Origin of the sequence: Trichodesmium erythraeum IMS101 (genome assembly GCF_000014265.1) — a bacterium.
GTDB lineage: Bacteria > Cyanobacteriota > Cyanobacteriia > Cyanobacteriales > Microcoleaceae > Trichodesmium > Trichodesmium erythraeum.
Map to the genome: position 1 here is coordinate 710869 of NC_008312.1, position 24948 is coordinate 735816.

Consider the following 24948-nt stretch of genomic DNA (forward strand, 5'->3'; position numbering starts at 1 on the left):
AAACATTATAACTTGATTATTTTATCAATAACAATAAGAATATTTTAAACCACATTCGGGACGTCAACTTGTAACATTAAAAGTAGTAGCTTGCTAAGTATTTATAATATATAAATCATCTTTTTTATGAAGTTAACAATTTGTTATCCATAACCTCGCACCTGTTGTTGTCATTAGGTTATTTTATATTAGAAAAAATTAAAATCAATTGCCTGATATTTCCTTCATTTTTAGTAAAAAGTTTAGCCAACCTTGGTGCATTAGCCAAAACATATAAAACCCTACTAAAAAATTACTAATAATAATCAGAGAAAAACTTCTAATTTGCCATGCTATAGCTATCAACACACCCAATAGCAAAGAAATTACAATTACAGTATACAGCTCCAGCATTATTTAAATTTTCCTTCATGAAATCTAAAAGGTTCCCTATTTCTAGAGAACCTTTTAATTATAATTGATAATTTGAGATAGCTAATAGGCAGATATAGCAAGCACTACAATTAAGGCATAAAACTTTACAGATAATAGCTTAAAAATTTAAACCCTAACTGATAGCCGATCGCTATAAACAACCCACCATCAAAATTAACCCAACAATGCCTTAGCCTTAGCTACAATGTTATCAACAGTAAATCCAAACTTTTCCAGTACCACACCGCCAGGAGCAGAAGCACCAAAAGTATCAACACTCAAAGTCGCACCTTCATCAGTCACATAACGATGCCAACCAAAACTAACACCTGCTTCCACTGCCAAACGCTTCTTCACAGACGCAGGGAACACAGACTCCTTATAAGCTGCATCCTGCTCTTCAAATAATTCCCAACATGGCATAGAAACTACCCGAACCTTCTTACCTTCAGCACGAAGTTTTTCACCAGCTTCCACACATTGGTAAGTTTCACCACCAGTACCAATAAGAATAATGTCAGGAGTACCCTCGCTGTCACTAAGCACATAAGCACCTTTAGCAACCGCATCAATAGAACTACCAGCTAAATTAGGTAAACCTTGACGAGATAATGCTAACAGAGTCGGTTGAGGATGACTTGCTTTAGCTTTTTCTACTGCAATCTTATAAGCCCCAGAAGTTTCATTACCATCTGCTGGACGAATAACTATCAGTTGTGGAATCAAACGTAAGGATGCAATATGTTCAACTGGTTGGTGAGTCGGTCCGTCTTCACCCAAAGCGATGGAGTCGTGAGTCATTACCCAAATAACACCAGCTTCAGCTAAAGCAGATAAACGGATAGAGTTCCGCATATAGTCAGTAAACACCAAGAAAGTTGCACCATAAGAAATTAACCCAGAACCGTGTAGAGCAATACCGTTACAAATTGCTCCCATTCCATGTTCCCGAACCCCAAAGCGCACATTTCGGTTTTGGTATTGACCTTTTTGAAAATCTCCTAAACCCTTGAGTAAAGTTTTGTTAGAAGGAGCCAAGTCAGCAGAACCACCAATTAATTCTGGTAAAACTCCAGCTATTGCGTTGAGTGTTGCACCAGACTGGTTACGAGTAGCATCTTTCTTACTTTCAGGAGTATATTTAGGTAGTGCATCCGCCCAACCTTCAGGTAGTTTACCACTTACCATCCGTTCTAAAGTAGCTGCATCTTCAGGATACTTAGACTTATACTCAGAGAATAATTGATTCCATTCTTCCTCATATTTAGCTCCTCGCTCAACTGCTTTGCGGAAGTGACTGAGAGCATCTGGTGGAACCTCAAACTCTGGATATTCCCAACCAAGATGTTTCCGAGTTGCTGCCACCTCATCAGGACCTAGTGCCGCACCATGTACATCGTGAGTATCAGCTTTATTAGGAGAACCGTAACCAATAATAGTAGTAACTTTAATTAGGGAAGGTTTGTCAGTAACTGCTTTTGCTTTTTCAATAGCTTCAGCGATCGCTTCTAAATTAGTATTACCATCGCTAACGTGCTGAACGTGCCAACCATAAGCTTCAAAACGTTTACCTACATCTTCAGTAAAAGAAATATCAGTGTGACCATCAATAGAGATATGGTTATCATCATAGAAAGCAATTAACTTACCTAAACCCCAGTGTCCGGCAAGGGAGCAAGCTTCACCAGAAATCCCCTCCATATTACAACCATCACCCACAATTACATAAGTATAATGGTCAATGAGATTACAATCTGGCTTATTAAATACAGCAGCTAAATGAGCTTCAGCTGCAGCTAATCCTACAGCATTAGCAATACCTTGTCCTAGTGGCCCAGTAGTAACTTCAATACCTTCAGTAATATGATTTTCTGGATGGCCAGGAGTTTTAGAATTCCACTGACGGAATTGTTTAATTTCCTCTATAGGTACACTGTCATAACCAGTCAAGTGCATCAAAGCATACTGTAACATACAGCCGTGGCCAGCAGAGAGAACAAAGCGATCGCGATTTAACCATTTAGGATTTTTGGGGTTAAACCGCATCAACTTATCCCAAAGGACAAAGGCCATTGGTGCCGCACCCATTGGTAGTCCTGGATGGCCAGAATTAGCTTTTTGGACTGCATCAATTGCTAAAAAGCGAATAGAGTTAATGCAAAGTTCTTCAAGTGATTGAGTTGCAACAGCCATAGTTATCGTTATCTATATAATTAATCAAGTGTGTAAATGCCAGAGCTGATCAACCAGATATTTTTCTACAGTGATATTTGTCTGGAATGTTTCTCAAGCCATATACATTACAGATCATCTCACCTGTGGGGAACTCTAGGCAAGAGAAGTTATCAAGTTAAAATTTTTCCGGCCATCTGCAGTTAAACTTATGATATTGACTATACTTATTATTGTTAAATGAAAAGTTAATTAACTGTTGCTTAAGTTACTTTGGAGAGTATTTGTCAAGCAAATATTAAGAAGGTTAGAAAACTTTCCTTGCAATACTTATGGAGTTTTTGGAGGTTTTTCCTACGACAATATTTTTTCGTATCTTTTACTGGTTGAGTGAAAAAAAGTTACATTTGGCTTTGATGTATCATAAAGCATCAGAATTAATACTTACATACCCAAACAATCAACTGGGTTTATTGTCCTAATTATTTTTGTTCTCTCTCCTCACCTTCTGCTGATAACCTGGTTTCTACATAATTCCTACCTAATGATCATATTGATTATCTAAAATTGTAGTGAAGTAAATTCTAATTAATACTGTCTATATCACCCTACTTTTGCAACTCTTATCAAATATTCAGTAAATATATATTTTGCTAGTTTGATAATATAAACTCATGTAGTAAATTTTATAAAATCTGATACTTCAATAACTATCCCATTAAACTAGAGTTTCTAAAATATACAAAAAACACAGGGGATGACTTTCTAAATTTAACGCTAAAATTAAATATGTTTGTGCCTATTTTAGACATAGTTTTTATATTAATTTAGTCATAAAATGTTAAATAATTTTGCTATAAATATCATATTTTCTGGTATAATAATCATCATATCTAAACCCCAATATCTTTTTGATAAAAGCTTTCATGGTTTATATCATTAATTTATATGGGAGAAAATTTGCGGAATCGAACTGAAGCTAAGTTTGATAAATATAGTATATAATTTATAGTTATAAACATATAATAAACCACAAAAATAAAACATAGATTTTGTAGATTGAAAGGTATAAATAAAGAGTTAAATGTTAAGAAATTAAATTATTTTAACTTCAGTTCATTCCATGATAGAGATATTAATGAAACTATTAACATTTTGAATATAGCTTCACCCAAAATCTAGGTTGAAATAATCAAGAAAATAAGATAAAAAAAAACCAGTTCAACTATTACTTTTTGTTTGTCTAATAGAACAGAGTTCTATGTTCTATCCAGTCGCAGAGGGACAAACCGAGATAATTAAATAGAAAAGGAGGAAACGTCAGACTGCCTCTAAGTCAACAGATTTTAATAAGTCGTCAACTGACCCTGACTTTAGCCAACTTTAGTTATTTTGATGAATAGGACCCTCTGTTGTCTCCTAGAATAACCGAGGGAGAATATAAATCTAAATGCTACTCCCCGATCCAATTGTCGTTATTCCCAGTATTCCTAATTGCAGCATTAAAGTTATTAGGCCATTCATACTTTATAGTCAGTGGACTTATCAAAATTATGGAATTCTTGACAGAATACATCTGAGATTTTTTATCGAAAAATTGGGTTTAAAGCTTCCTCCATAAGCAGGGGATTTTTAGTTGTTTTTTTTGAATGTATATATTAAAGTTTTGCTAATTAATCTTGTGCCTATATTCTAGTATGGGGTTTTGTGGTTAATGAAAAACAATCCTTTTTCATTGCTTCTCAAATCTCTGAAGTCTAAGATAAAATTTCCCATTACTATTAGACTTATATAAGCTTTTAGTTTAGATTAAACCCAAAAATTGCTATCCTGCCTGAGGTATTATTATCTATTAGTAGTATGCTTTATTTGATTGTGAATACTGTGGCTTAATTTGTGAAGCGTGACTTAAATGCTACGTGACTTAAATGCTAATTGAAATCTAATTATGGAGTTCATTAACTAAAGGTTTGCCAGGGAAGTTTGATAATGCCGATGTAGCTAGGTTAAAGCAGGAAAAGAACTCATATCAGCAAGCATCTTCAGAGATTTATGTAAATAATTGTAAGTTTCTTAGAACAGTAGTAGTTATGCATAAAATGGGCATGGAGTCAAGTATAAGGCTAGGATCAAGTTTCCTCTCATCGGAATGAAAAGTATTAACTTTTTACACATCAAGGGACTGAAGACTTTCTACTGTCAAGAACCCCTCCGGGTCTAACAGCTAGGGAGTATCAAAAAATTGTATAGCAGATATATTTTTGTCTGATTTGAAACCTATTGTTCCATAACACTTATACCCCATGTCAAAATTTAGTATTTCGTATGAACCATTCTTTGCTTTGTCTGAAGATAACTATGAAAATTATAGGTTAAAATATTTATGACATTTTAATAATAATAATTTTTGTTATTATTAATAATAGAAGCGGTAATAATTTTTTTTCTAACAACTGATACGCAGCAACCTAACTTAATCCTTAACAACCTATACTATTACTTTTAGTGCTAAACATACCTTGAAAATTCACCGTATAAATTTATCTACTGAGAGGTTATCTTAGAGAAAACCTATCTAAATTTGCTTGTAAGTACTATAATTTTAAGTAAAGTATATTGTTAAAAAGCAAGGGTATACCAAGTTTATTGAGATTACCCCAGGTTTATTAACAATATGCATTGGCCCTGGGGAGTATATCCGAATTTTGACAAGCTATTCTTGTAAGCCTTTGACTACATATGTCCTTAAAGTGATCGGCACTAAGAGAAGCTCATTAGCAAAACTCAGGCACGGAAAATACTTAAAATACTTATCAGGGATTAGGCCACAAGATGATTTGATCGTCAGCATCCCTAATCACGAGCTAAATGTTATATTCAGGTATGATTATTAGCTTTAGATTCCAAACTATAAACCTTCTTTTAGTATTTATCGATATTTTTTAAATGCCAGAGTCACATTATGGCCTCCAAATCCAAATGAATTAGATAAAGCTACTTCTATTATTTGAGAGCGACTTTTTTTGGGGACATAATCTAGGTCACACTCTGGATCAGGATTATCCAAATTAATAGTTGGTGGGATTTTATCATTGGCGATCGCCATTACTGTAGCGATCGCTTCAATACCTCCAGAGCCACCCAATAAATGGCCAGTCATTGACTTAGTTGAACTAATTGCTACCTGAGAGGCACTTTCTCCTAGTACCTTTTTGATGGCTTTTGTTTCTGTTGTATCGTTTGCTCGTGTACTGGTACCATGAGCATTTATATAACTAATTTGTGCAGGAGTTAAGCCAGCGTCTTTCATTGCTAATTGGATAGCTCTAGTTGCCCCCTCTCCATCAGGTACTGGGGAAGTCATGTGATAGGCATCACAGGTCATACCATAACCGACCATCTCTGCATATATTCTTGCTCCCCTACTAAGAGCACATTCTAATTCTTCTAAGATTAGAATACCTGCACCTTCACCCATGACAAAGCCATCGCGATCGCGGTCAAAAGGACGACTGGCAGAAGTGGGGTCATCATTACGAGTAGACAAAGCCTTAACAGAAGAAAATCCTGCTAATCCCAAAGGTGTTACTGGAGATTCAGTTCCACCACAAATCATTGCTTGAGCATATCCTCTTTGGATCAAACGGAAAGCATCTCCTATAGCATTTGACCCAGAAGCACAAGCAGTCATAGTACAAGAATTTGGTCCTTTAGCCCCAGTATGAATTGCTGTTAGACCTGCGGCCATATTAGCAATCATCATCGGAATCATAAAAGGACTACACTTATTAGGGCCACGATTTAAATATATTTCTTGCTGGTCTTCTAAGACTTTAATGCCACCCACCCCAGTACCAATAATTACTCCCACCTGTTCTGCGTTTAGATCGTTGATTTCAAATTTTGCATCAGCAATTGTCTGTTTGCTGGCTGCAACTGCAAACTGAGTAAAGCGGTCCATGTGTTTTGCCTGTTTGCGATCCATATGTTCAAGAGGGTCAAAGCCTTTGACCTCTGCCGCAATACAACATTTGTGTTTAGAACTATCAAATAGGGTTATTTTGTCTACACCACTTTTACCGTTTAATAAACCATCCCAATATTCAGACAGAGTGTTGCCAATTGGTGTTATTGCACCCATTCCTGTGACAACTACCCGTTTAAGCTCTTTGTTTGTCATATTTTTTTTATTTTTAGTTTTCAGAAATTCCACACGTAGAACCCAGAACCCAGAAACTTTGGGCTTAGACGTTTTATAGCGTTATACTTCTTGAACTGGACTTACACATTACTGCTATATATAGTGTATTTTTTGTAATTATTTCAGATATTTCTACTATGATTAGTGTCTTTGCACAACTACTGTTGAGGTATAACCCTAGTTATCTCAACCTTATAGCTCTCTGCTTCAAAAGTTGAAAAAAGCTATGGTCTCCACAGATAGAAAGAATTAAATCTACCACCTTCTTGTATCAGAAATTCTTTGACTCACCTAACACCAATAGAGAGTTTTAGATATTCATGCCTTAAGGCATGAATATCGGAATTTAAGGCTATACTCTATCTTAATTATTAATATTTTGTGAGAGAGTTTCATAGTTACTACTACTGAGTAAGTTTAATATCATAGCATTAATCGTCAATAGAAAAGGACTTACCTATCCAAATAATGAACAGTATTTATTGACCTAATTATTATTTTTTTTGCTCTGGCGGATATTTTGTGGATCAACTAGGTTTCTGGGTAAGTCCTATCTAAAAAAACACTCAAATCTTGGCTACCCTTTAATTTTCTGAGTCCCCAGAAACTAATAGCCCGTTAAGCTAAAGCTATAACGGGATACTATTTTCCAACACATTTAAAGTAGTAAATAATTATTTTTCCAGTTTTATTTTTCCATCATCCATCTTGTTTTGAATATAATCCACAGCAGCTTGGACAGTAGTAATTTTTTCTGCTTCTTCATCTGGAATCTCTGTACCAAATTCTTCTTCCAATGCCATGACTAATTCTACAGTATCTAAAGAATCAGCTCCTAGATCGTTAGCAAAACTCGATTCTGGCGTGACTTCTTTTTGGTCTTTTTCCAGTTGTTTAGCCACAATTTCCATGACTTTCGCCGGAACACTATCGTTGGTCATAAAATTTTCTCCTTACTTGAAATTATTTAAATGTTGCGTTTCCAATTTTATCTGAAACTAGGTTAAAACTAACAATTAATTATGGCAATTGAGTATCTTTGACATCGTTTCCAGCTTAAAGCTAAGGAGATTACTATCGCTCCTTAACTATTGGGTAGGCTAACGCTTTAGGCGATACTGCTAATTGGCATTAGTCTTTCCTTTTCCTGTAGGTCTATTTTTTTATTCTCAATGCTTTCGAGAGACTCAACAAAATCTGTTGCAGCATTTTGGTGTTTATCATGTTTGCTGCCATATTTCAAACATTTCAACTAAAGTTTCTCTACAACAGAGAAGCTGAAAACCTATTTTTCAGTTAATTTCTTTAATTTTTTACTATTATCACAAGCTTATTACTTTTGTCAAAGTATTTTCTTGGTTTTGGCGCAAATTATTTATGATAATCATAAACCTATATTATAAATCAATATAGAATAGATTAATATCATTAAAATCATCACATATATTTTAACAGCTAATTTTTTAGTTAATGTAATGTCTGCTCAAATACTCAAATATGCTTACTTTCCTGGTTGTGTAGCTCAAGGTGCTTGCCGAGAGCTTTATCAGTCTACCCAAGTTCTTACCCAAGTCCTGGGAATAGAGCTAGTAGAACTCAAAAAGGCTGCTTGTTGTGGGTCTGGTACTTTTAAAGAAGACTCTCAACTATTAGAAGATACTGTTAACGCTCGTAACATAGCTTTGGCTGAGGAACTAAATTTACCCTTATTAACCCATTGTAGCACTTGTCAAGGGGTTATTGGACATGTGGATGAGCGTCTTAAAGAATCCCAACAAACTGAACCAGCTTACTTAGAACAAATCAATGGCCTCTTACAAAAACAAAGTTGTTCTCCTTATCAAGGCAGTACAGAGGTTAAACATCTACTATGGGCATTAGTGGCAGATTATGGTCTTAAGGAAATCCAAAGTCGTGTCACTCGTAAGCTCTCCGGCCTCAAATGCGCTGCTTTCTATGGTTGCTATTTACTTAGAGGTCAAAGTAATTTACTTTATGATGACCCTTATCAACCAGAGTCTATGGAAAATGTGTTTCGGGCTATTGGAGCTACCCCAATTTATTATCGAGGACGGACTCAATGTTGTGGTTGGCCTCTTTCTAGTTATGCTACTAATCAGGCTTTCCAGATGGCCGGAAATCATATTAGTGAAGCTATTGACAAAGGTGCAGATTGTATGGTAACCCCTTGTCCTTTATGTCACTTAAATTTAGATTCCCGTCAACCAGAAGTAGAGAGAGTGATTGGCCATAAGTTAGGTTTACCAGTATTACACTTACCCCAATTAATAGCTTTAGCTTTAGGCATTTCTCCAAAGGAACTAGGATTAGATCGTCATATAGTTTCAACTCGTCCAGTATTAGAAAAGTTGGAACTTTAAATAATTCACTAGTTACTACTAGATAATTGAGATACTTTAAGTTTTTCAACAATGTTTATCAGTGATCAGAACCAGTAAGGTAAACTAAATCGAGGCATTAACATCTAAAAACTTGCTGTTATATCTGCCTTTGAGTAGATAAACCAGAAAAATTTTTTTGGGAGAACTTATTTCATGTCTCATTCAGTAAAAATTTACGACACTTGCATTGGTTGTACTCAGTGTGTCCGTGCTTGTCCATTAGACGTTCTAGAAATGGTACCTTGGGATGGTTGTAAAGCAGGTCAAATTGCTTCATCTCCTCGTACTGAAGATTGTATTGGTTGTAAGCGTTGTGAGACTGCTTGCCCTACTGACTTTTTGAGTGTCCGGGTTTATCTGGGTGCTGAAACTACTCGCAGTATGGGCCTAGCTTACTAATACTAACTTCCCTCTATTAATTTTTGGTTGGAAATTTAATAGGAGGGAGGGAAAACCTTATGTGACATACTCCCGCACTAAGCTGAGGCTATAGTGTGGGCTTTTTGTTTCCCAGTACTCCTCAATAGGTTAAATAAACTCCAAGATTTTTCAGGACTCAACGCCCTGTCGCTGTATTTTTTATATTTATTGCCACCTTTAGATCGTGGTCTATATACTATGGCACAAGGCCAAAATTAGTTTTGTGGGATACAGCATTTGGCCACAGTTAGAGCGGAGAATGCTTAACTATTTCTTTAAAAATAACAAAAAAAGTTTAGTTATTCAAAGTAAAATTTGCTTCGTTTGAATTGAAGGATATTTCAATTCACCAATGGGCATATATTTTTAGTTAATTTACTTAATAAAATTAAACCATGTTTTTTCTAATTTTTTTTCTGATTACCACTAGAAAATGACTGGTATTAAAAATTAGGTAAAAGTAAGACTAGGGTCAAGTCTGCCGATCGCTACTTAAGTTGCATAAACTCTGTGAAAAGTCAACTCCTATCACACCTTTGAGTGGCTATAACTCCTCACGGCTAATAGCTCGGGAGGATGTTAAATGAAACATAAATTCTGTGATTCTTAAATGGAGAATGGTTTGAGCTATTTGCATCTATTTTCCGGCCCTAAAATAATCAACTGGCAGATGGTGTTGTAGTTCACTCTCTAGTTAGGGATGCTGGAGCCCTTGCTCCTATAAGTGGCCTAATTTCTGATAAGTCAAAACCGATCTGGGTTTTGCCAATTAACTGTTTTGAGTGGTAAAAGCACTTACAAAAAGAGCTTGTCAACTTTGGGAGATACCCTATCAGTAGACAGCTTTCTACTGTGTATTGTTAAAAATTTAGAGGACACTAATACTATCGGGACTAATTTACCCCTATTTTTTGATTTTTTTGGCCATTGGTCATAATTCCATAAACATTTAACTTATCCTGTGGAATAAGTAAATTTGAGGGAATATATCTTAAATAGTGATTAAAAATTAATAGGAGTAAAAAATTAAATGTGTGGAATTGTTGGTTATGTTGGTACACAGTTAGCTACAGAAATTTTACTATCAGGATTAGAAAAACTAGAATATCGGGGTTATGATTCTGCTGGTGTGGCCACTATTTGTAATGGTCAAGTTAAATCTGTTCGTGCTAAAGGTAAGCTATACAACCTACGGGAAAAATTGGCAGGAGTGGAAATGTTAGCTAATGTTGGCATTGGTCATACTCGTTGGGCAACTCATGGTAAACCGGAAGAATATAATGCTCACCCCCATACGGATGATACGGAGCGAGTCGCAGTAGTAGAAAATGGAATTGTAGAAAATTATCGGGAGTTACGCAAAGAATTGGAAAGTCAGGGGCATAAGTTTGTTTCTGAGACGGATACGGAAGTTATTCCTCATTTAATTGCAGAATTTTTATCTAATTTTGCGGGAAACGAGAAAGGGAGAACGAAGAACAGGGAAAATTTTTTAGAGGCAGTGCGTCAGACTGTGAATAAGTTGGATGGGGCATTTGCGATCGCTGTTGTTTGTGCAGACTATCCGAATGAAATTATTGTTGCTAGACAGCAAGCACCTATATCTATCGGTTTAGGTCAAGGGGAGTTTTTTTGTGCTTCTGATACTCCTGCTCTTATATCTCATACTCAAGTTGTTGTCAGTTTGGACAATGGAGAAATGGCACGGTTAACTCCTCTGGGAGTCGAAGTTTATAATTTTGATGGCGATCGTATCAATAAACTACCTCGTATTCTTAATTGGAGTCCAAATTTAGTTGACAAAAACATTTTTAAGCATTTTATGCTTAAGGAAATACATGAGCAACCAAATGTTATTAGGAATTGTTTAGAAACTTATATTAATAGTGATTGGGATGTGAAAAATATTCAGATTTCTCCTACTAATTTAAACTTGTCGTCATCTTTATATAAAAATTTGGAACAGGTGGAAATTTTTGCCTGTGGTACTAGTTGGCATGCGAGTTTGATTGGTAAGTATTTATTAGAACAATTAGCAGGAATTTCGACTACGGTAAATTATGCTTCTGAAGCTCGTTATGCTCCTTCTCCTCTGAGAGCAAATACTCTAACAATTGGTGTTACTCAGTCTGGTGAGACGGCTGATACTTTGGCAGCTTTAGCAATAGAACAACAGCGTCGTTTAGATAAACCTGTTGAATTCACGTCAAGATTATTAGGAATTACTAACCGGGTAGAAAGTTCTATTGCTAGTTTAGTGCATCAAATTATTGATATTCGGGCAGGTGTTGAAATTGGGGTTGCTGCAACTAAAACATTTGTGGCACAGGTAATAGCTTTTTATTTTTTAGCTATAGATTTAGGATGGCAACGAAAATATTTATCTGGGGAAAAAATCGCAGAAATTATTAATGGTTTACAAAAAATTCCGGCACAGATGGAACAGATTTTAGATTCTCAAAATAGTCAAATTGAAGATTTTGCTCACCAGTTTAATAACACTCAAGATTTGATTTTTATAGGTAGGGGAATTAATTATCCAATTGCTTTAGAGGGTGCTTTGAAATTGAAGGAAATTAGTTATATTCATGCGGAGGGATATCCAGCGGGTGAGATGAAACATGGTCCGATCGCTTTGTTGGATGATCAAGTACCTGTGGTGGCGATCGCTATGCCTGGTTTGGTTTATGAAAAGGTGCTTTCTAATGCTCAGGAAGCTAAGGCGAGGGATGCGCAGTTAATTGGGGTGACTCCTGAAAGTACGGAGGTGGATATGTTTGATAATGTGTTGGCGGTGCCGGCAGTGGATGAGTTGTTGTCGCCGATGTTAACTGTTATTCCTTTGCAGTTGTTAGCTTATCATATTGCTGCTCATCGTGGTTTGGATGTGGATCAGCCACGGAATTTGGCGAAGTCGGTGACAGTGGAGTAATATTTTGTTAATTTGCGTTACTGATGTGGGAGGATAGACATATTCCCTAGTGTAAACGCGCGGGGAATATGTCAACAAAACTGGTGTTTTCTTTAAGTGATAAAGCATGAAATGGGAGTAAATGCAAGTAGCAATGGGGGGTTAAAGTTAGTTTTTTGCACTCTGTGGGAATTTGCTGAATAGTTTGATCAATATATAAAATTTTTCCCAGCAGATGGAGGCAAGTTATTAGGTGATGCTGCCAATAATTTTATTGTTATAGGCTTTCAGGTGGTTGCGTGTCCATTGCTCTATTTTGCTGATCAAATCATCTGATAAAATAGTAGGCTGGTTAGTTTGCTTAGTAATAATGAAAATAAGTAGCTTATCGGTTGTGATATAACACTGAATAATTGCTACACGATCGCTTAAATTTGAACTACATGGCTCAAATTGAAAACCTGAAATAATAGGCTGGTATTGGTTTTGCAGTTTGTTATGCTCTTGTCGAAGTTGTTGGAGATGTTGAGCTAAGTTTGTTGTGTTTCACTTTGTTCTACAAGGGCTGATATTTTTCTTGAGATACTCACTGCATTTTTCTTGACATACTCACTGCATTGGCTTTAATATTATAATGTGGGGTTATGAGCTCAGATAATCAGGACTTGAGTATAGTCGCAGGTAGTGCGTTATTTATGGGTTGGTGTAAGTTCTGACTATTAGACTTTGTTTGGTTTCACTTTTTCTGCCTAACCTACACATAAAATTACAGATAAGACTCTTGAAAATATGGTTCAAAATATTCAATAAGGGCTAATAGTAATTTGTTTATAGTTGATGATATTTGAGGGTGAACTTTTGCTCAGATATTATTTATAATTGTTATATATGATAGACTAGGATAAATGTAAATTTTTTTTATCAATATAAGTCTATTGAAAGTAAAATGACTAATTACACAAGCTTACACAGTGATAAAGAATGGTGGACTCAGCAATGGATAGATTTGTTAAATTCTTATCGGTATAAAAAACGATTAGAACGAGCTAGAAATTATGCTCGGCAAGGCAATGTTCTCAGCTTAGAATTTAAGGATCAAAAAATTATTGCTGAAGTTCAAGGTACAGCACCTGAACCCTACAAGTTATTTTTATGGTTAGATACTTTTACTGATGAAGACTGGAGTTATATTATTCAAACTATGTCAGAAAGAGCAATTTTTACTGCTAAATTATTGGCTGGAGAAATGCCTCAAGATATAGAAGAAGTTTTTGCTGCTAATGGTTTAAGATTATTTCCTTTTACATTAGATGAAATTCATTCTAAATGTAGCTGCCCAGACCCAGCTAAAGTTTGTAAACATATTGGAGCAGTTTATTATTTATTAGGCGATCGCTTCAGTGATGACCCATTTTTATTGTTTCAATTAAGGGGTCGTACTAAAGAAAGAATTTTAGAAGAATTACGTCAAAAACGTGGTCAAAGTGAAGATGAAAAAGTTCCAGAAGCGAAAAATTTTAAGTCTAAAAAAACCAAGGTTTCGGATTCCTTAACTGTGGCTTCAGCTACTCAAGAATCTCTAAGTTTTGAGAATTTTTGGCAATATAATCAACAGTTAGATCCTTCCTTAGTAGTGATTAGTCCATCCCCTAGTAATGAAATAGTTTTAGATGTTTTGGGGGATGTTCCTTTCGGTTCATCTGCTAATGTTGTTATGAATTATTTCCAGAAAATTTATCAGAATATTAGTCAACAGGCGGTAATGACAGCGTTAAACCAGGGAGAAGATAAAAAAAGAGGTTTTTAATAGGATAGCTAAAAAAAACTTAAAAAAAATAAAAGCGCTTTTTTTTATATCAATAAAAAAAGAACGCTTGCTTTATTTTATATTACCCAGATATTTGAATGTACTTATAGTACTGGAATATTTTAAAAAAGTCAAATCTTTTTCCCAAAAAATTAAGTAAAGTTATGTGAGGAAAAAAGTCCAAATCAATTATATTAAAATTCAGTAATATTAAGGACCAAAATAAAATTGCTTTACCCAAAATTAACTACTGGTTTTGGAGGGTTAAAAGCCTCTATCTCTAAGGTTATATTTGATTAATATTTTTGTTTTTTTGAACATAAAAATTGACAAAGGCAAGAAAATATGTTAGCTGCTATTAAACAAATATTTCAGAAGAGTAAATATATGGAAAAAAATGGTTTGAAATATATGTTTTCTCCCATACTATAATTTGACGCTTTCTTTACCGCCTACCCCCCCATTCCCTGGGCAGATAAGGGAAGTAGTGGGGATATTTTAAACCAACTACAAAAATGAACAAACTATTAATTTGTCACTTCCTCATCAACTCCCCTTAATACACCAAACCCTTCCCTATTTTTTTGATTAAGTTAATACTTTCATTTTCAATTTAACCAAGGGCGAGTAATTTGTTCTAATTGATTAAATTCTTCTTGAGTCATTTCCCAACCTATTGCTCCAATATTTTGTCGAACTTGCTCAGAATTTTTACAGCCAGCAATAGGAATTACACTATCTTGAAAAACTAACCAATTAAGTGCAACTTGTGCCGGAGTTTTGTTATATTTTTCCCCAATTTGGTTTAACAAAGACATAACGGGAGCAATTTTTTCTAAACCACTCTTTTGAAAACGAAAATCAAATTGGCGAGCCCCAGTAGGTGACTTTTCTAAAGTGTATTTTCCAGTTAATAACCCTTGAGCTAAAGGACTATAAGCTAAAATTGTAATTCCTAATTTTTTGGCTGTATTTAAAATTCCTTTAGTTTCTATTTTACGGGAAAGCAAAGAATATTTCACTTGATTTGTGGCTAATATTACCCCTCGTTTTTCCAAAATTTTATGAGCTTGACTCATCTCTTCCTCAGAATAATTACTAACACCAACCGCTTCAATTCTACCCTGCTTAACTTCATCTGCTAAAGCATTTAATAATGTTTCCTGACTCATCAAAAATGTAAAAGGCCAATGTACTTGATAAAGAGTAACTTTGGGAACTATTAATCGTTTTAGACTAGCAGTCACAGCATCAGCAACTGAGTCTGGAAAAAGTCGCCAAGGTAGAGGACCATATTTAGTAGCAATTTGCACAGGTCTTTCAGTTTCTTGCATAAATTTTCCCAGCAATTCTTCTGATAAACCATTGCCATAAACTTCGGCAGTATCAAAGAAATTTACCCCAGCTTCTAGGGAGGTTTTAAAAGCGGCTTCTACTTCATTTGCTCCATAATTACTGCCATAATTCCAAAAAAGTTTATCCCCCCAAGCCCAAGTGCCGATACAAATTGGGTTAACAGTTATTCCTGTTGTACCTAGAGTAGTTGTTGCCATGGTAAAAGTTTTCCTAATTACTGTATAATGTCTGGAAATTGACGATGAATTGTCGGTTATATTTCCATCTAAATAGATGTTAATTCAGTTCTCTTAATATGGCTATGGCTAAAAAGTAGGTTCTGAGGTTTTTCCTTTTACCTAAAGCAGTTGTTGCCATTGTAAAATTTTTATTAATTAATTTTCTCAATTACTGTATAATGTCTGGAAATTGACGATAAGTTGTCGGTTATGTTTCTATCTATAGATGTTAATTCAGTGCTCTTAATATAGCTATGACTAAAAGGTAGGCTCTGAGGTTTTCTCTTAGATAGGAGATAAAAAAAATAAGCTTCTATATTTTTAGCTGATGATTTTAGCTAGAAATGCTTATAAATAATGACTGATAACTGATAACTGATAACTAATAGCTGATAACTCATAAATGAAATGACAAGTAAAGATTTAAAAGGTACAAAAATCGATAATATTGATATGGAAAAAAATTTTCCTAAACTTAATTTATTCACTATGTTTAGATTGGGTTTCTATCAAATGGGATTAGGAACAATGTCAGTTTTAACTCTTGGAGTTTTAAACCGAGTTATGATTGCTGAATTAAAAATTCCTGCCACAATAGTAGCCATAACTTTATCGTTATATCAATTTATGGCTCCAGCAAGGGTTTGGTTTGGTCAAATGTCTGATACTAAGCCTTTGCTTGGTAAACATCGCACTGGTTATATGTGGATAGGAGCGGTTTTTTTTACGGTAACTGCTTTTTTTGCTGTGCAAGCTATGTGGCAGGTTGGTGATAGTTTAAGGGTTAATGGTTGGTCTAATTCTACTTATTTTTGGATTGGTATTTTAGGCTTAATGTTTATATTTTATGGTTTGGCTTTAAGTGCAAGTTCTACACCTTTTGCTGCTTTATTAGTAGATATTTCTGATGAAGATAATCGTTCTAAGGTTGTCGGTATAGTCTGGTCAATGTTGATGGTGGGAATTATTATTGGGGCTATTACTAGTAGTTTTTTATTGAAACAAGTTGGTGTGGATGCTCCGTTAGAAACTGTTCAAGTTTCTATTAATAATTTGTTTATTATAATACCGGCAATTGTTTTGGTTTTTGCTTTTATTGGTACTGTGGGAGTTGAGGAAAAATACTCTCGTTATGGCAGTCGTTCAACTATTGCTAACCGGGAGGATCAAGTTACTATGGGAACAACTTTAAAAATTTTAAAGGCTAATAGACAAACTGGTTTGTTTTTTACTTTTGTGTTTGTATTAATTATTAGTTTGTTTATGCAGGATGCTGTTTTGGAGCCTTATGCTGGGGAAATATTTCTGATGCCAATTTCTGAAAGTACTAGGTTGAATGCTGTTTCGGGAATAGGAACTTTAATTGGGTTAGGTACAACGGGTTTTTTAGTAGTACCAAGGTTGGGAAAGAAAAATTCTTTGAAGGTTGGATGTGTGGCAACAACAATTAGTTTTATTTTGATAGTTATGTCTGGGTTTACTGGTAAGCTTTCTTTGTTTTTAAGTGCTTTATTTTTGTATGGTTTGGCTGCAGGTTTAACTACTACTGCTGCTCTTAGTTTAATGTTAGATTTAACGGCGGCGGAAACGGCGGGAACTTTTATTGGGGCTTGGGGTTTAGCACAGGCAATGGCACGAGGTTTATCTACGGTTATTGGTGGTGTGACTTTGGATGTTGGTCGCCGTTTATTTAATGTTTCAATGTTGGCTTATGGGTTGGTTTTTCTATTAGCAGGAGTGGGAATGATACTTTCTATTTTCTTGCTCAATAGGGTTAATGTTAGAGAATTTCAAGATAATGCTAGTGTGGCGATCGCTACTATTTTAGAGGGAGAATTAGATTAGAAAGTTAGGGTTTTAATTTGCTGGGAGTTTTACTTTTCTCAGACTTATTTTGTTTGTTTATTTCTGACTCTGGATATGGCAAAGAATGGGTTGAAAATTGTTGAGGTTAAGTTTAAGTATGAAGGCTATAACTAGACTGTTTTTTTCTGATATTTTTTGTCTCTGAGGGTTTTTGGTCTGGTGATGATCTTGCTGACAATGTTCAGGGTCAACACCATGACTCTGCTTTTCCTGACTATACAAATGACTATGGTTTTGACTCTAATATTTCACTACCTAGCTATGTGGGTGATATTGACTGTCTTTTTTATTTCTTAAATTGAATTTAGAGGACGACGACTACAGGGCTGATGGTTTCAGCGACTATGGTTGGGTAAATAATGATTTTGACTCTGGTTCTTTTTCTGGTCATTTTTTGATATTACAAGGGCAAGTTATGAAACGGATGTCTATTTAGATATTGAGAATAATTGAGTTCAGGTTCGCGATAGTCCTGTTCTCTGCTTCAGGGAGGGGTTAGCTGCTGTTGTAGGTCGTTGCTATTACTATCCCCAGAAAATACTTTTAGATAATTCTTGGGAAAATGGTGGTGATGGTTACTGATCATAGTATCGCCTCTGCTTTGAATATTTCTTTTTGAGTAACTGCTGTTAAGTCTTCCGGAGTCGGTTGTAGAAAATCTCAAGTATTGGCAGAATTTTCTGAAAAAGCAGGGTCTAAAATGACTATTACCCTCTTGGTGGTCGGTCTTGTAGCAGCGATCGCCTGTTTATTTTGGGAGTTGTCGGCTTTTCTTGAGCCCTCCAGTTTTCTTCTAAAGTTTCAGTCAGACTTTGCCTAGGCATCACCATTCGTTTTTCTCACTCACTTTTCCCCATGTTCTTTTTGATCAAATATTCAGGCTTTAACTGCCATAGCTGTGAACCCCTCTTTCTATCTAGATGTTTTGTATAATTTGCTACATTGTCTCTGAGTCTAAAAAAATTTTTCCCGCAGAGCGGGAAGGAACCACAAAGGGCAAGAGGGCAAAAGGGCAAAGGGCTATTCAAAAGTCCTGGGGGGGAAACTCACAAGACGAAAACCAACAGAGTAGTTGTCCGCCTCGCCCGAGAGATAGCTGTCGCGGTCCGCAGAGCGACACCTCCTAGGAAAGTAGTCCCAGGAGCCGCCACGACAGACTCTGCTACTACTATCACCTCCAGTTTCCCAGGCACTGCCATCAGTAGGTGCTCCATTATAGTTTTCATGCCCAACATCCTGACACCACTCGTACACATTCCCATGCATATCGTACAAACCAAATGCATTCGGTGGAAAAATTCCCACATCTGTTGTTTCTTTTCGATATTTTCCTTTCGGAGCATCAGCATAAGTATAGTTGCCATTGTAGTTAACTAACTCAGAGGTTATAGTTTCTCCAAAATAAAATGGTGTTGTTGTTCGGGCTCGACAAGCATATTCCCATTGGCTCTCACTGGGTAGACTATATTGTTTTCCTGTTATTCGTGAGAGTTTCCGACAAAATTCTGTCGCATCATTCCAACTTACTTTTTCCACAGGACGGTTTGCACCTTTAAACCTAGCAGGGTTATTTCCCATAACTGCTTCCCACTGTGCTTGAGTAACTGCATACTTTCCCATCAAAAATTCTGGCACATCTACATAATGTTGGGGACCTTCATCATTCTTTCTTTCTGCTTCCGTCTCTGGAGACCCCATCAAAAACCTACCTCCGGGAATTTTTACCATTTCTAGAGAAACTCCATTACCAATATTTTCTGTTATTACTTCTGCTTCACCTGGAGCGCGGCTTATTATTTCTCCTCTGCGGTTAACTTTCACCGTAGTAAATAGCTGAACGGGAATTTTTGGTGGTGGTGGAGGAGTTGGTGATGGTGTCGGCTGGGGTGTTGAAATATTTTCCCTAGGAGTTTCTTTTCTCAGGTCAGAACTAGAAATATTTTCTGGAGATGGTTTCAATTTTTCATTTAATAATGCTCCCACAAACCCACTTCCGGCTAAACCCACTAATATCAATATTTTTCTTCTCGTTTTATTACCTAACCTTAGTTTTCCTGAAGTTTGAACATTTAATGCTTCCATAGCTTCCATCGCATTTTGATAACGTTCTGAAAAATACTCCCGCACCATCTTATCTAATACATTTGCCAGGTCGTTACTTACCTCCGCTTTATTTCGCCAAATTATATTTCCTGTTTTTGGGTCTGTTGGTAAACTTTGTGGGTCTTTTCCCGTCAGTGCTTTTATTCCCACCATCCCCACTGCATATATATCGCTACTTAACTTCGGCTTACCGTTACTTTGTTCACTCGGGATATAACCAGGAGTTCCCACTGCAACTGTTAAAGTTGTTGCACCTTGTTGGGTAATAGTCAGTGTGCTTATTTCCTTTACCGCCCCAAAGTCTATCAATATCACTTTATTGTCTGAGCCGCGACGCATCAAATTTTGGGGTTTTATATCTCGATGAATTATATTATTTTCATGAGCCACCACTAATGCTTCTAATATTCCTTTCAATAAAGCGATCGTATCCGACTCACTTAATTTTTTCCCCGGCGTCAGTTCTCGACTTATGTCTTGCCCTTCTATATATTCTTGTACTAAGTAAAATTCTTTTTCTTCTTGAAAATGGGCCAATAATCTAGGTATTTGGTCTGAGTCACTACCTAACTTGTATAAAGTCTCCGCTTCTCTTTCAAATAATTTTCTAGCAATATTTAGAACTATAGGGTCTGAGCTTTTCGGAGATAAATGTTTAACCACACATTTAGGTTTTCCTGGTAAATCTGAATCTTGGGCCAAATAGGTATCCCCAAAACCTCCACTACCCAAGGGTTTGATGATTTTATAATGGTTTCTCAAAGTGGTTCCAGACTGCATAGTATTTTTAATCTATAATGAACGGGCAAAAGCTGAAAATTATAGCCTTGTGGGATAACTTATCAAAATATAGTTACACAAGACATCCTTTTATTTTATAGCTCTTATCCTAACTCGGTGAACTACAACACCCATTTTTATAATGAAATGCACAAAGCAGGTGAAACGTCATAATTTTTTAACTGCCCCCGGAAAAATTTCCCAATATTCGGAAAAAAAAAGCCAGGGTAAAAGTCAGTGGTTATGTGGTTGAAGTCCTGGGGGGGAAACTCACAAGACGAAAACCAATATAGAAGTTGTCCGCCTCGACCGAGTTATAGAGGTTGCGGAGCGCAGAGCGACACCACCAAGGATAGTTGAGCCAGGAGCCGCCACGATAGACTCTTCTACTACTATCACCTCCAGTTTCCCAGGCACTGCCATCAGTAGGTGCTCCATTATAGTTTTCATGCCAAACATCCTGACAAAACTCCCACACATTCCCATGCATATCGTACAAACCAAATGCATTCGGTGGAAAAATTCCCACATCTGTTGTTTCTTTTCGATATTTTCCTTTCGGAGCATCAGCATAAGTATAGTTGCCATCGTAGTTAACTAACTCAGGCGTTATAGTTTCTCCAAAATAAAATGGTGTTGTTGTTCGGGCTCGACAAGCATATTCCCATTGGCTCTCACTTGGTAGACTATATTGTTTTCCTGTTATTTGTGAGAGTTTCCGACAAAATTCTGTCGCATCACTCCAACTTACCTGTTCCACAGGACGGTTTGCACCTTGAAACCTAGCAGGGTTATTTCCCATAACTGCTTTCCACTGTGCTTGAGTAACTGCATACTTTCCCATCAAAAATTCTGGCACATCTACATAATGTTGCGGGCTTTCATCATCATCTCTTTCTGCTTCTGTCTCTGGAGACCCCATCAAAAACCTACCTCCGGGAATTTTTACCATTTCTAGAGAAACTCCATTACCAATATTTTCTGTTATTACTTCTGCTTCACCTGGAGCGCGGCTTATTATTTCTCCTCTGCGGTTAACTTTCACCGTAGTAAATAGCTGAACGGGAATTTTTGGTGGTGGTGGAGGAGTTGGTGATGGTGTCGGCTGGGGTGTTGAAATATTTTCCCTAGGAGTTTCTTTTCTCAGGTCAGAACTAGAAATATTTTCTGGAGATGGTTTCAATTTTTCATTTAATAATGCTCCCACAAACCCACTTCCGGCTAAACCCACTAATATCAATATTTTTCTTCTCGTTTTATTACCTAACCTTAGTTTTCCTGAAGTTTGAATATTTAACGCTTCCATAGTTTCCATCGCATTTTTATAACGTTCTGAAAAATGGTCGCGCACCATCCTATCTAATACATTTGCCAGGTCGTTACTTACCTCCGCTTCATTTCGCCAAATTATATTTCCTGTATTTGGGTCTGTTGGTAAATTTTGTGGGTCTTTTCCCGTCAGTGCTTTTATTCCCACCATCCCCACTGCATATATATCGCTACTTAACTTCGGCTTACCGTTACTTTGTTCACTCGGGATATAACCAGGAGTTCCCACTGCAACTGTTAAAGTTGTTGCACCTTGTGGGGCAATAGTCAGTATACTTATTTCCTTTACCGCCCCAAAGTCTATCAATATCACTTTATTGTCTGAGCCGCGACGCATCAAATTTTGGGGTTTTATATCTCGATGAATTATATTATTTTCATGAGCCACCACTAATGCTTCTAATATTCCTTTCAATAAAGCGATCGTATCCGACTCACTTAATTTTTTCCCCGGCGTCAGTTCTCGACTTATGTCTTGCCCTTCTATATATTCTTGTACTAAGTAAAATTCTTTTTCTTCTTGAAAATGGGCCAATAATCTAGGTATTTGGTCTGAGTCACTACCTAACTTGTATAAAGTCTCCGCTTCTCTTTCAAATAATTTTCTAGCAATATTTAGAACTATAGGGTCTGAGCTTTTCGGAGATAAATGTTTAACCACACATTTAGGTTTTCCTGGTAAATCTGAATCTTGGGCCAAATAGGTATCCCCAAAACCTCCACTACCCAAGGGTTTGATGATTTTATAATGGTTTCTCAAAGTGGTTCCAGACTGCATAGTATTTTTAATCTATAATGAACGGGCAAAAGCTGAAAATTATAGCCTTGTGGGATAACTTATCAAAATATAGTTACACAAGACATCCTTTTATTTTATAGCTCTTATCCTAACTCGGTGAACTACAACACCCATTTTTATAATGAAATGCACAAAGCAGGTGAAACGTCATAATTTTTTAACTGCCCCCGGAAAAATTTCCCAATATTCGGAAAAAAAAAGCCAGGGTAAAAGTCAGTGGTTATGTGGTTGAAGTTCTGGGGGGGAAACTCACAAGACGAAAACCAATAGCGTTGAGGTTGGGCACGACAGAGCCAAAGCCGATGCGGTCAGCGGAGCGACACCTCCCGGGATAGATGATCCAGGAGCCGCCACGACAGACTCTTCTACTACTATTACCTCCAGTTTCCCAAGCACTGCCATCAGTAGGTGCTCCATTATAGTTATCATGCCAAACATCCTGACAAAACTCCCACACATTCCCATGCATATCGTACAAACCAAATGCATTCGGTGAAAAATTTCCCACATCTGTTGTTTCTTGTCGATATTTTCCTCTCGGAGCATCAGCATAAGCACCGTTGCCATTGTAGTTAACTAACTCAGAGGTTATAGTTTCTCCAAAATAAAATGGTGTTGTTGCTCCGGCTCGACAAGCATATTCCCATTGACTCTCACTTGGTAGACTATATTGTTTTCCTGTTATTTGTGAGAGTTTCCGACAAAATTCTGTCGCATCACTCCAACTTACCTGTTCCACAGGACGGTTTGCACCTTGAAACCTAGCAGGGTTATTTCCCATAACTGCTTTCCACTGTGCTTGAGTAACTGCATATTTTCCCATCAAAAATTCTGGCACATCTACATCATGTTGCGGGCTTTCATCATTCTTTCTTTCTGCTTCTGTCTCTGGAGACCCCATCAAAAACCTACCTCCGGGAATTTTTACCATTTCTAGAGAAACTCTATCACCAATATTTTCTGTTATTACTTCTGCTTGAGCTGGAGTGCGGCTTATTATTTCTCCTCTGCGGTTAACTTTCACCGTAGTAAATATCTGAACAGAAATTTTTGGTAGTGGTGGAATAGAAATATTTTCCCTAGAGGTTCCTGTTATCAGTTCAGAACCAGAAAAATTTTCTGGAGATGGCTTCAATTTTTCATTTAAAAATGCTCCCACAAAACCACTTCCGGCTAAACCCACTAATGTCAATATTTGTCTTCTCGTTTTATTACCTAACCTTAGTTTTCCTGAAGTTTGAATATTTAATGCTTCCATAGCTTCCCCTGCAGAAGTTTGAACATTTAACGCTTCCATAGCTTCCATCGCATTTTTATAACGTTCTGAAAAATGGTCGCGCACCATCTTATCTAATACATTTGCCAGGCCGTTACTTACCTCCGCTTCATTTCGCCAAATTATATTTCCTGTGTTTGGGTCTGTTGGTAAATTTTGTGGGTCTTTTCCCGTCAGTGCTTTTATTCCCACCATCCCCACTGCATATATATCGCTACTTAACTTCGGCTTACCGTTACTTTGTTCACTCGGGATATAACCAGGAGTTCCCACTGCAACTGTTAAAGTTGTTGCACCTTGTGGGGCAATAGTCAGTGTACTTATTTCCTTTACCGCCCCAAAGTCTATCAATATCACTTTATTGTCTGAGCCGCGACGCACCAAATTTTGGGGTTTTATATCTCGATGAATTATATTATTTTCATGAGTCACCACTAACGCTTCTAATATTCCTTTCAGTAAAGCGATCGTATCCGACTCACTTAATTTTTTCCCCGGCGCCAGTTCTTGACTTATGTTTTGCCCTTCTATATATTCTTGTACCAAATAAAATTCTTTTTCTTCTTGAAAATGGGCCAATAATCTAGGTATTTGGTCTGAGTCAGTACCTAACCTGTATAAAGCCTCCGCCTCTCTTTCAAATAATTTTCTAGCAATACTTAGAACCATAGGGTCTGAGCTTTTCGGAGATAAATGTTTAACCACACATTTAGGTTTTCCTGGTAAATCTGAGTCTTGGGCCAAATAGGTATCCCCAAAACCTCCACTACCCAAAGGTTTGATGATTTTATAACGGTTTCTCAGGGTTGTTCCAGACAGCATAGTACTTTAATCTATAATAAACGGCCAAAGCTGAAAATTATAGCCTTGTGTTACACAAGACGTCCTTTTATT

15 protein-coding genes are annotated in these 24948 nt (G+C 36.5%); 6 read left to right on the forward strand and 9 right to left on the reverse strand.

The window, feature by feature from the left end; genetic code table 11:
- Nucleotides 1-588 precede the first annotated feature (588 nt).
- From tkt to TERY_RS32160, 4 genes are all read right to left on the reverse strand, one after another.
- Nucleotides 589-2607, reverse strand: coding sequence for a transketolase (tkt, locus tag TERY_RS02125; protein WP_011610305.1), 2019 nt, complete (start codon nt 2605-2607; stop codon nt 589-591).
- Nucleotides 2608-5515: 2908 nt separating this feature from the next.
- Nucleotides 5516-6766: a beta-ketoacyl-ACP synthase II gene (gene fabF / locus TERY_RS02130; protein WP_011610306.1), complete on the reverse strand. Its 1251-nt coding sequence runs from the start codon at nt 6764-6766 to the stop codon at nt 5516-5518.
- A gap of 695 nt (nt 6767-7461) precedes the next feature.
- On the reverse strand, nt 7462-7728 hold the full coding sequence (gene acpP, locus TERY_RS02135; protein WP_011610307.1) for an acyl carrier protein: 267 nt from the start codon (nt 7726-7728) through the stop codon (nt 7462-7464).
- Nucleotides 7729-7895: 167 nt separating this feature from the next.
- Nucleotides 7896-8039: a hypothetical protein gene (locus TERY_RS32160; protein ID WP_155994259.1), complete on the reverse strand. Its 144-nt coding sequence runs from the start codon at nt 8037-8039 to the stop codon at nt 7896-7898.
- 223 nt (nt 8040-8262) lie between these two features.
- On the opposite strand from TERY_RS32160, the gene TERY_RS02140 reads away from it, so the two are divergent.
- The 4 genes from TERY_RS02140 (at nt 8263) to TERY_RS02155 (ending at nt 14327) form a co-directional block, all read left to right on the forward strand.
- On the forward strand, nt 8263-9168 hold the full coding sequence (locus TERY_RS02140; protein WP_011610308.1) for a heterodisulfide reductase-related iron-sulfur binding cluster: 906 nt from the start codon (nt 8263-8265) through the stop codon (nt 9166-9168).
- A 174-nt stretch (nt 9169-9342) separates the two neighbouring features.
- The gene (gene psaC / locus TERY_RS02145; RefSeq protein ID WP_006616272.1) at nt 9343-9588 is read left to right on the forward strand and encodes a photosystem I iron-sulfur center protein PsaC; all 246 of its coding nucleotides are present in this window, start codon (nt 9343-9345) and stop codon (nt 9586-9588) included.
- A 1051-nt stretch (nt 9589-10639) separates the two neighbouring features.
- Nucleotides 10640-12541 carry a glutamine--fructose-6-phosphate transaminase (isomerizing) gene (glmS, locus tag TERY_RS02150; RefSeq protein ID WP_011610309.1) on the forward strand — a complete coding sequence of 634 codons (1902 nt, stop codon included), beginning with the start codon at nt 10640-10642 and terminating at the stop codon, nt 12539-12541.
- Between the two features lie 925 nt (nt 12542-13466).
- Nucleotides 13467-14327 (forward strand): SWIM-type zinc finger protein, encoded by an 861-nt coding sequence (locus tag TERY_RS02155; RefSeq protein ID WP_011610310.1) that lies wholly within the window; start codon nt 13467-13469, stop codon nt 14325-14327.
- 608 nt (nt 14328-14935) lie between these two features.
- Here the strand turns inward: TERY_RS02155 and TERY_RS02160 are convergent.
- A complete protein-coding gene (locus TERY_RS02160; protein ID WP_011610311.1) occupies nt 14936-15880 on the reverse strand; it encodes an aldo/keto reductase in 945 nt (314 codons plus the stop codon).
- Nucleotides 15881-16309: 429 nt separating this feature from the next.
- On the opposite strand from TERY_RS02160, the gene TERY_RS02165 reads away from it, so the two are divergent.
- Both TERY_RS02165 and TERY_RS32165 read left to right on the forward strand, forming a co-directional pair.
- Nucleotides 16310-17746, forward strand: a complete 1437-nt coding sequence (locus TERY_RS02165; RefSeq protein WP_011610312.1) for an MFS transporter — start codon at nt 16310-16312, stop codon at nt 17744-17746.
- Nucleotides 17747-18065: 319 nt separating this feature from the next.
- On the forward strand, nt 18066-18203 hold the full coding sequence (locus TERY_RS32165) for a hypothetical protein (RefSeq protein ID WP_155994261.1): 138 nt from the start codon (nt 18066-18068) through the stop codon (nt 18201-18203).
- Nucleotides 18204-18474: 271 nt separating this feature from the next.
- On the opposite strand, the gene TERY_RS36010 is transcribed toward TERY_RS32165, so the two are convergent.
- The 4 genes from TERY_RS36010 to TERY_RS02180 all read right to left on the reverse strand — a co-directional run bounded on the left by TERY_RS36010 (nt 18475) and on the right by TERY_RS02180 (nt 24876).
- Complete coding sequence (locus TERY_RS36010) at nt 18475-18597, reverse strand: hypothetical protein (protein ID WP_370496460.1); 123 nt, start codon at nt 18595-18597, stop codon at nt 18475-18477.
- 190 nt (nt 18598-18787) lie between these two features.
- A complete protein-coding gene (locus TERY_RS02170; RefSeq protein WP_011610313.1) occupies nt 18788-20650 on the reverse strand; it encodes an SUMF1/EgtB/PvdO family nonheme iron enzyme in 1863 nt (620 codons plus the stop codon).
- 241 nt (nt 20651-20891) lie between these two features.
- Nucleotides 20892-22757, reverse strand: a complete 1866-nt coding sequence (locus TERY_RS02175) for an SUMF1/EgtB/PvdO family nonheme iron enzyme (protein WP_011610314.1) — start codon at nt 22755-22757, stop codon at nt 20892-20894.
- A gap of 241 nt (nt 22758-22998) precedes the next feature.
- On the reverse strand, nt 22999-24876 hold the full coding sequence (locus tag TERY_RS02180; protein ID WP_011610315.1) for an SUMF1/EgtB/PvdO family nonheme iron enzyme: 1878 nt from the start codon (nt 24874-24876) through the stop codon (nt 22999-23001).
- Nucleotides 24877-24948: the final 72 nt, after the last annotated feature.

Bases quoted from the DNA above. Each gene is read 5' to 3' on its own strand.
- TERY_RS02155 (WP_011610310.1), top strand. From the start codon at position 13,467: ATGACTAATTACACAAGCTTACACAGTGATAAAGAATGGTGGACTCAG.
- TERY_RS02140 (WP_011610308.1), top strand. From the start codon at position 8,263: ATGTCTGCTCAAATACTCAAATATGCTTACTTTCCTGGTTGTGTAGCT.
- psaC (WP_006616272.1), top strand. From the start codon at position 9,343: ATGTCTCATTCAGTAAAAATTTACGACACTTGCATTGGTTGTACTCAG.
- fabF (WP_011610306.1), bottom strand. From the start codon at position 6,766: ATGACAAACAAAGAGCTTAAACGGGTAGTTGTCACAGGAATGGGTGCA.
- TERY_RS02165 (WP_011610312.1), top strand. From the start codon at position 16,310: ATGACAAGTAAAGATTTAAAAGGTACAAAAATCGATAATATTGATATG.
- TERY_RS02170 (WP_011610313.1), bottom strand. From the start codon at position 20,650: ATGCAGTCTGGAACCACTTTGAGAAACCATTATAAAATCATCAAACCC.
- acpP (WP_011610307.1), bottom strand. From the start codon at position 7,728: ATGACCAACGATAGTGTTCCGGCGAAAGTCATGGAAATTGTGGCTAAA.
- TERY_RS02175 (WP_011610314.1), bottom strand. From the start codon at position 22,757: ATGCAGTCTGGAACCACTTTGAGAAACCATTATAAAATCATCAAACCC.
- TERY_RS36010 (WP_370496460.1), bottom strand. From the start codon at position 18,597: ATGGTGATGCCTAGGCAAAGTCTGACTGAAACTTTAGAAGAAAACTGG.
- TERY_RS02180 (WP_011610315.1), bottom strand. From the start codon at position 24,876: ATGCTGTCTGGAACAACCCTGAGAAACCGTTATAAAATCATCAAACCT.
- TERY_RS02160 (WP_011610311.1), bottom strand. From the start codon at position 15,880: ATGGCAACAACTACTCTAGGTACAACAGGAATAACTGTTAACCCAATT.
- tkt (WP_011610305.1), bottom strand. From the start codon at position 2,607: ATGGCTGTTGCAACTCAATCACTTGAAGAACTTTGCATTAACTCTATT.
- glmS (WP_011610309.1), top strand. From the start codon at position 10,640: ATGTGTGGAATTGTTGGTTATGTTGGTACACAGTTAGCTACAGAAATT.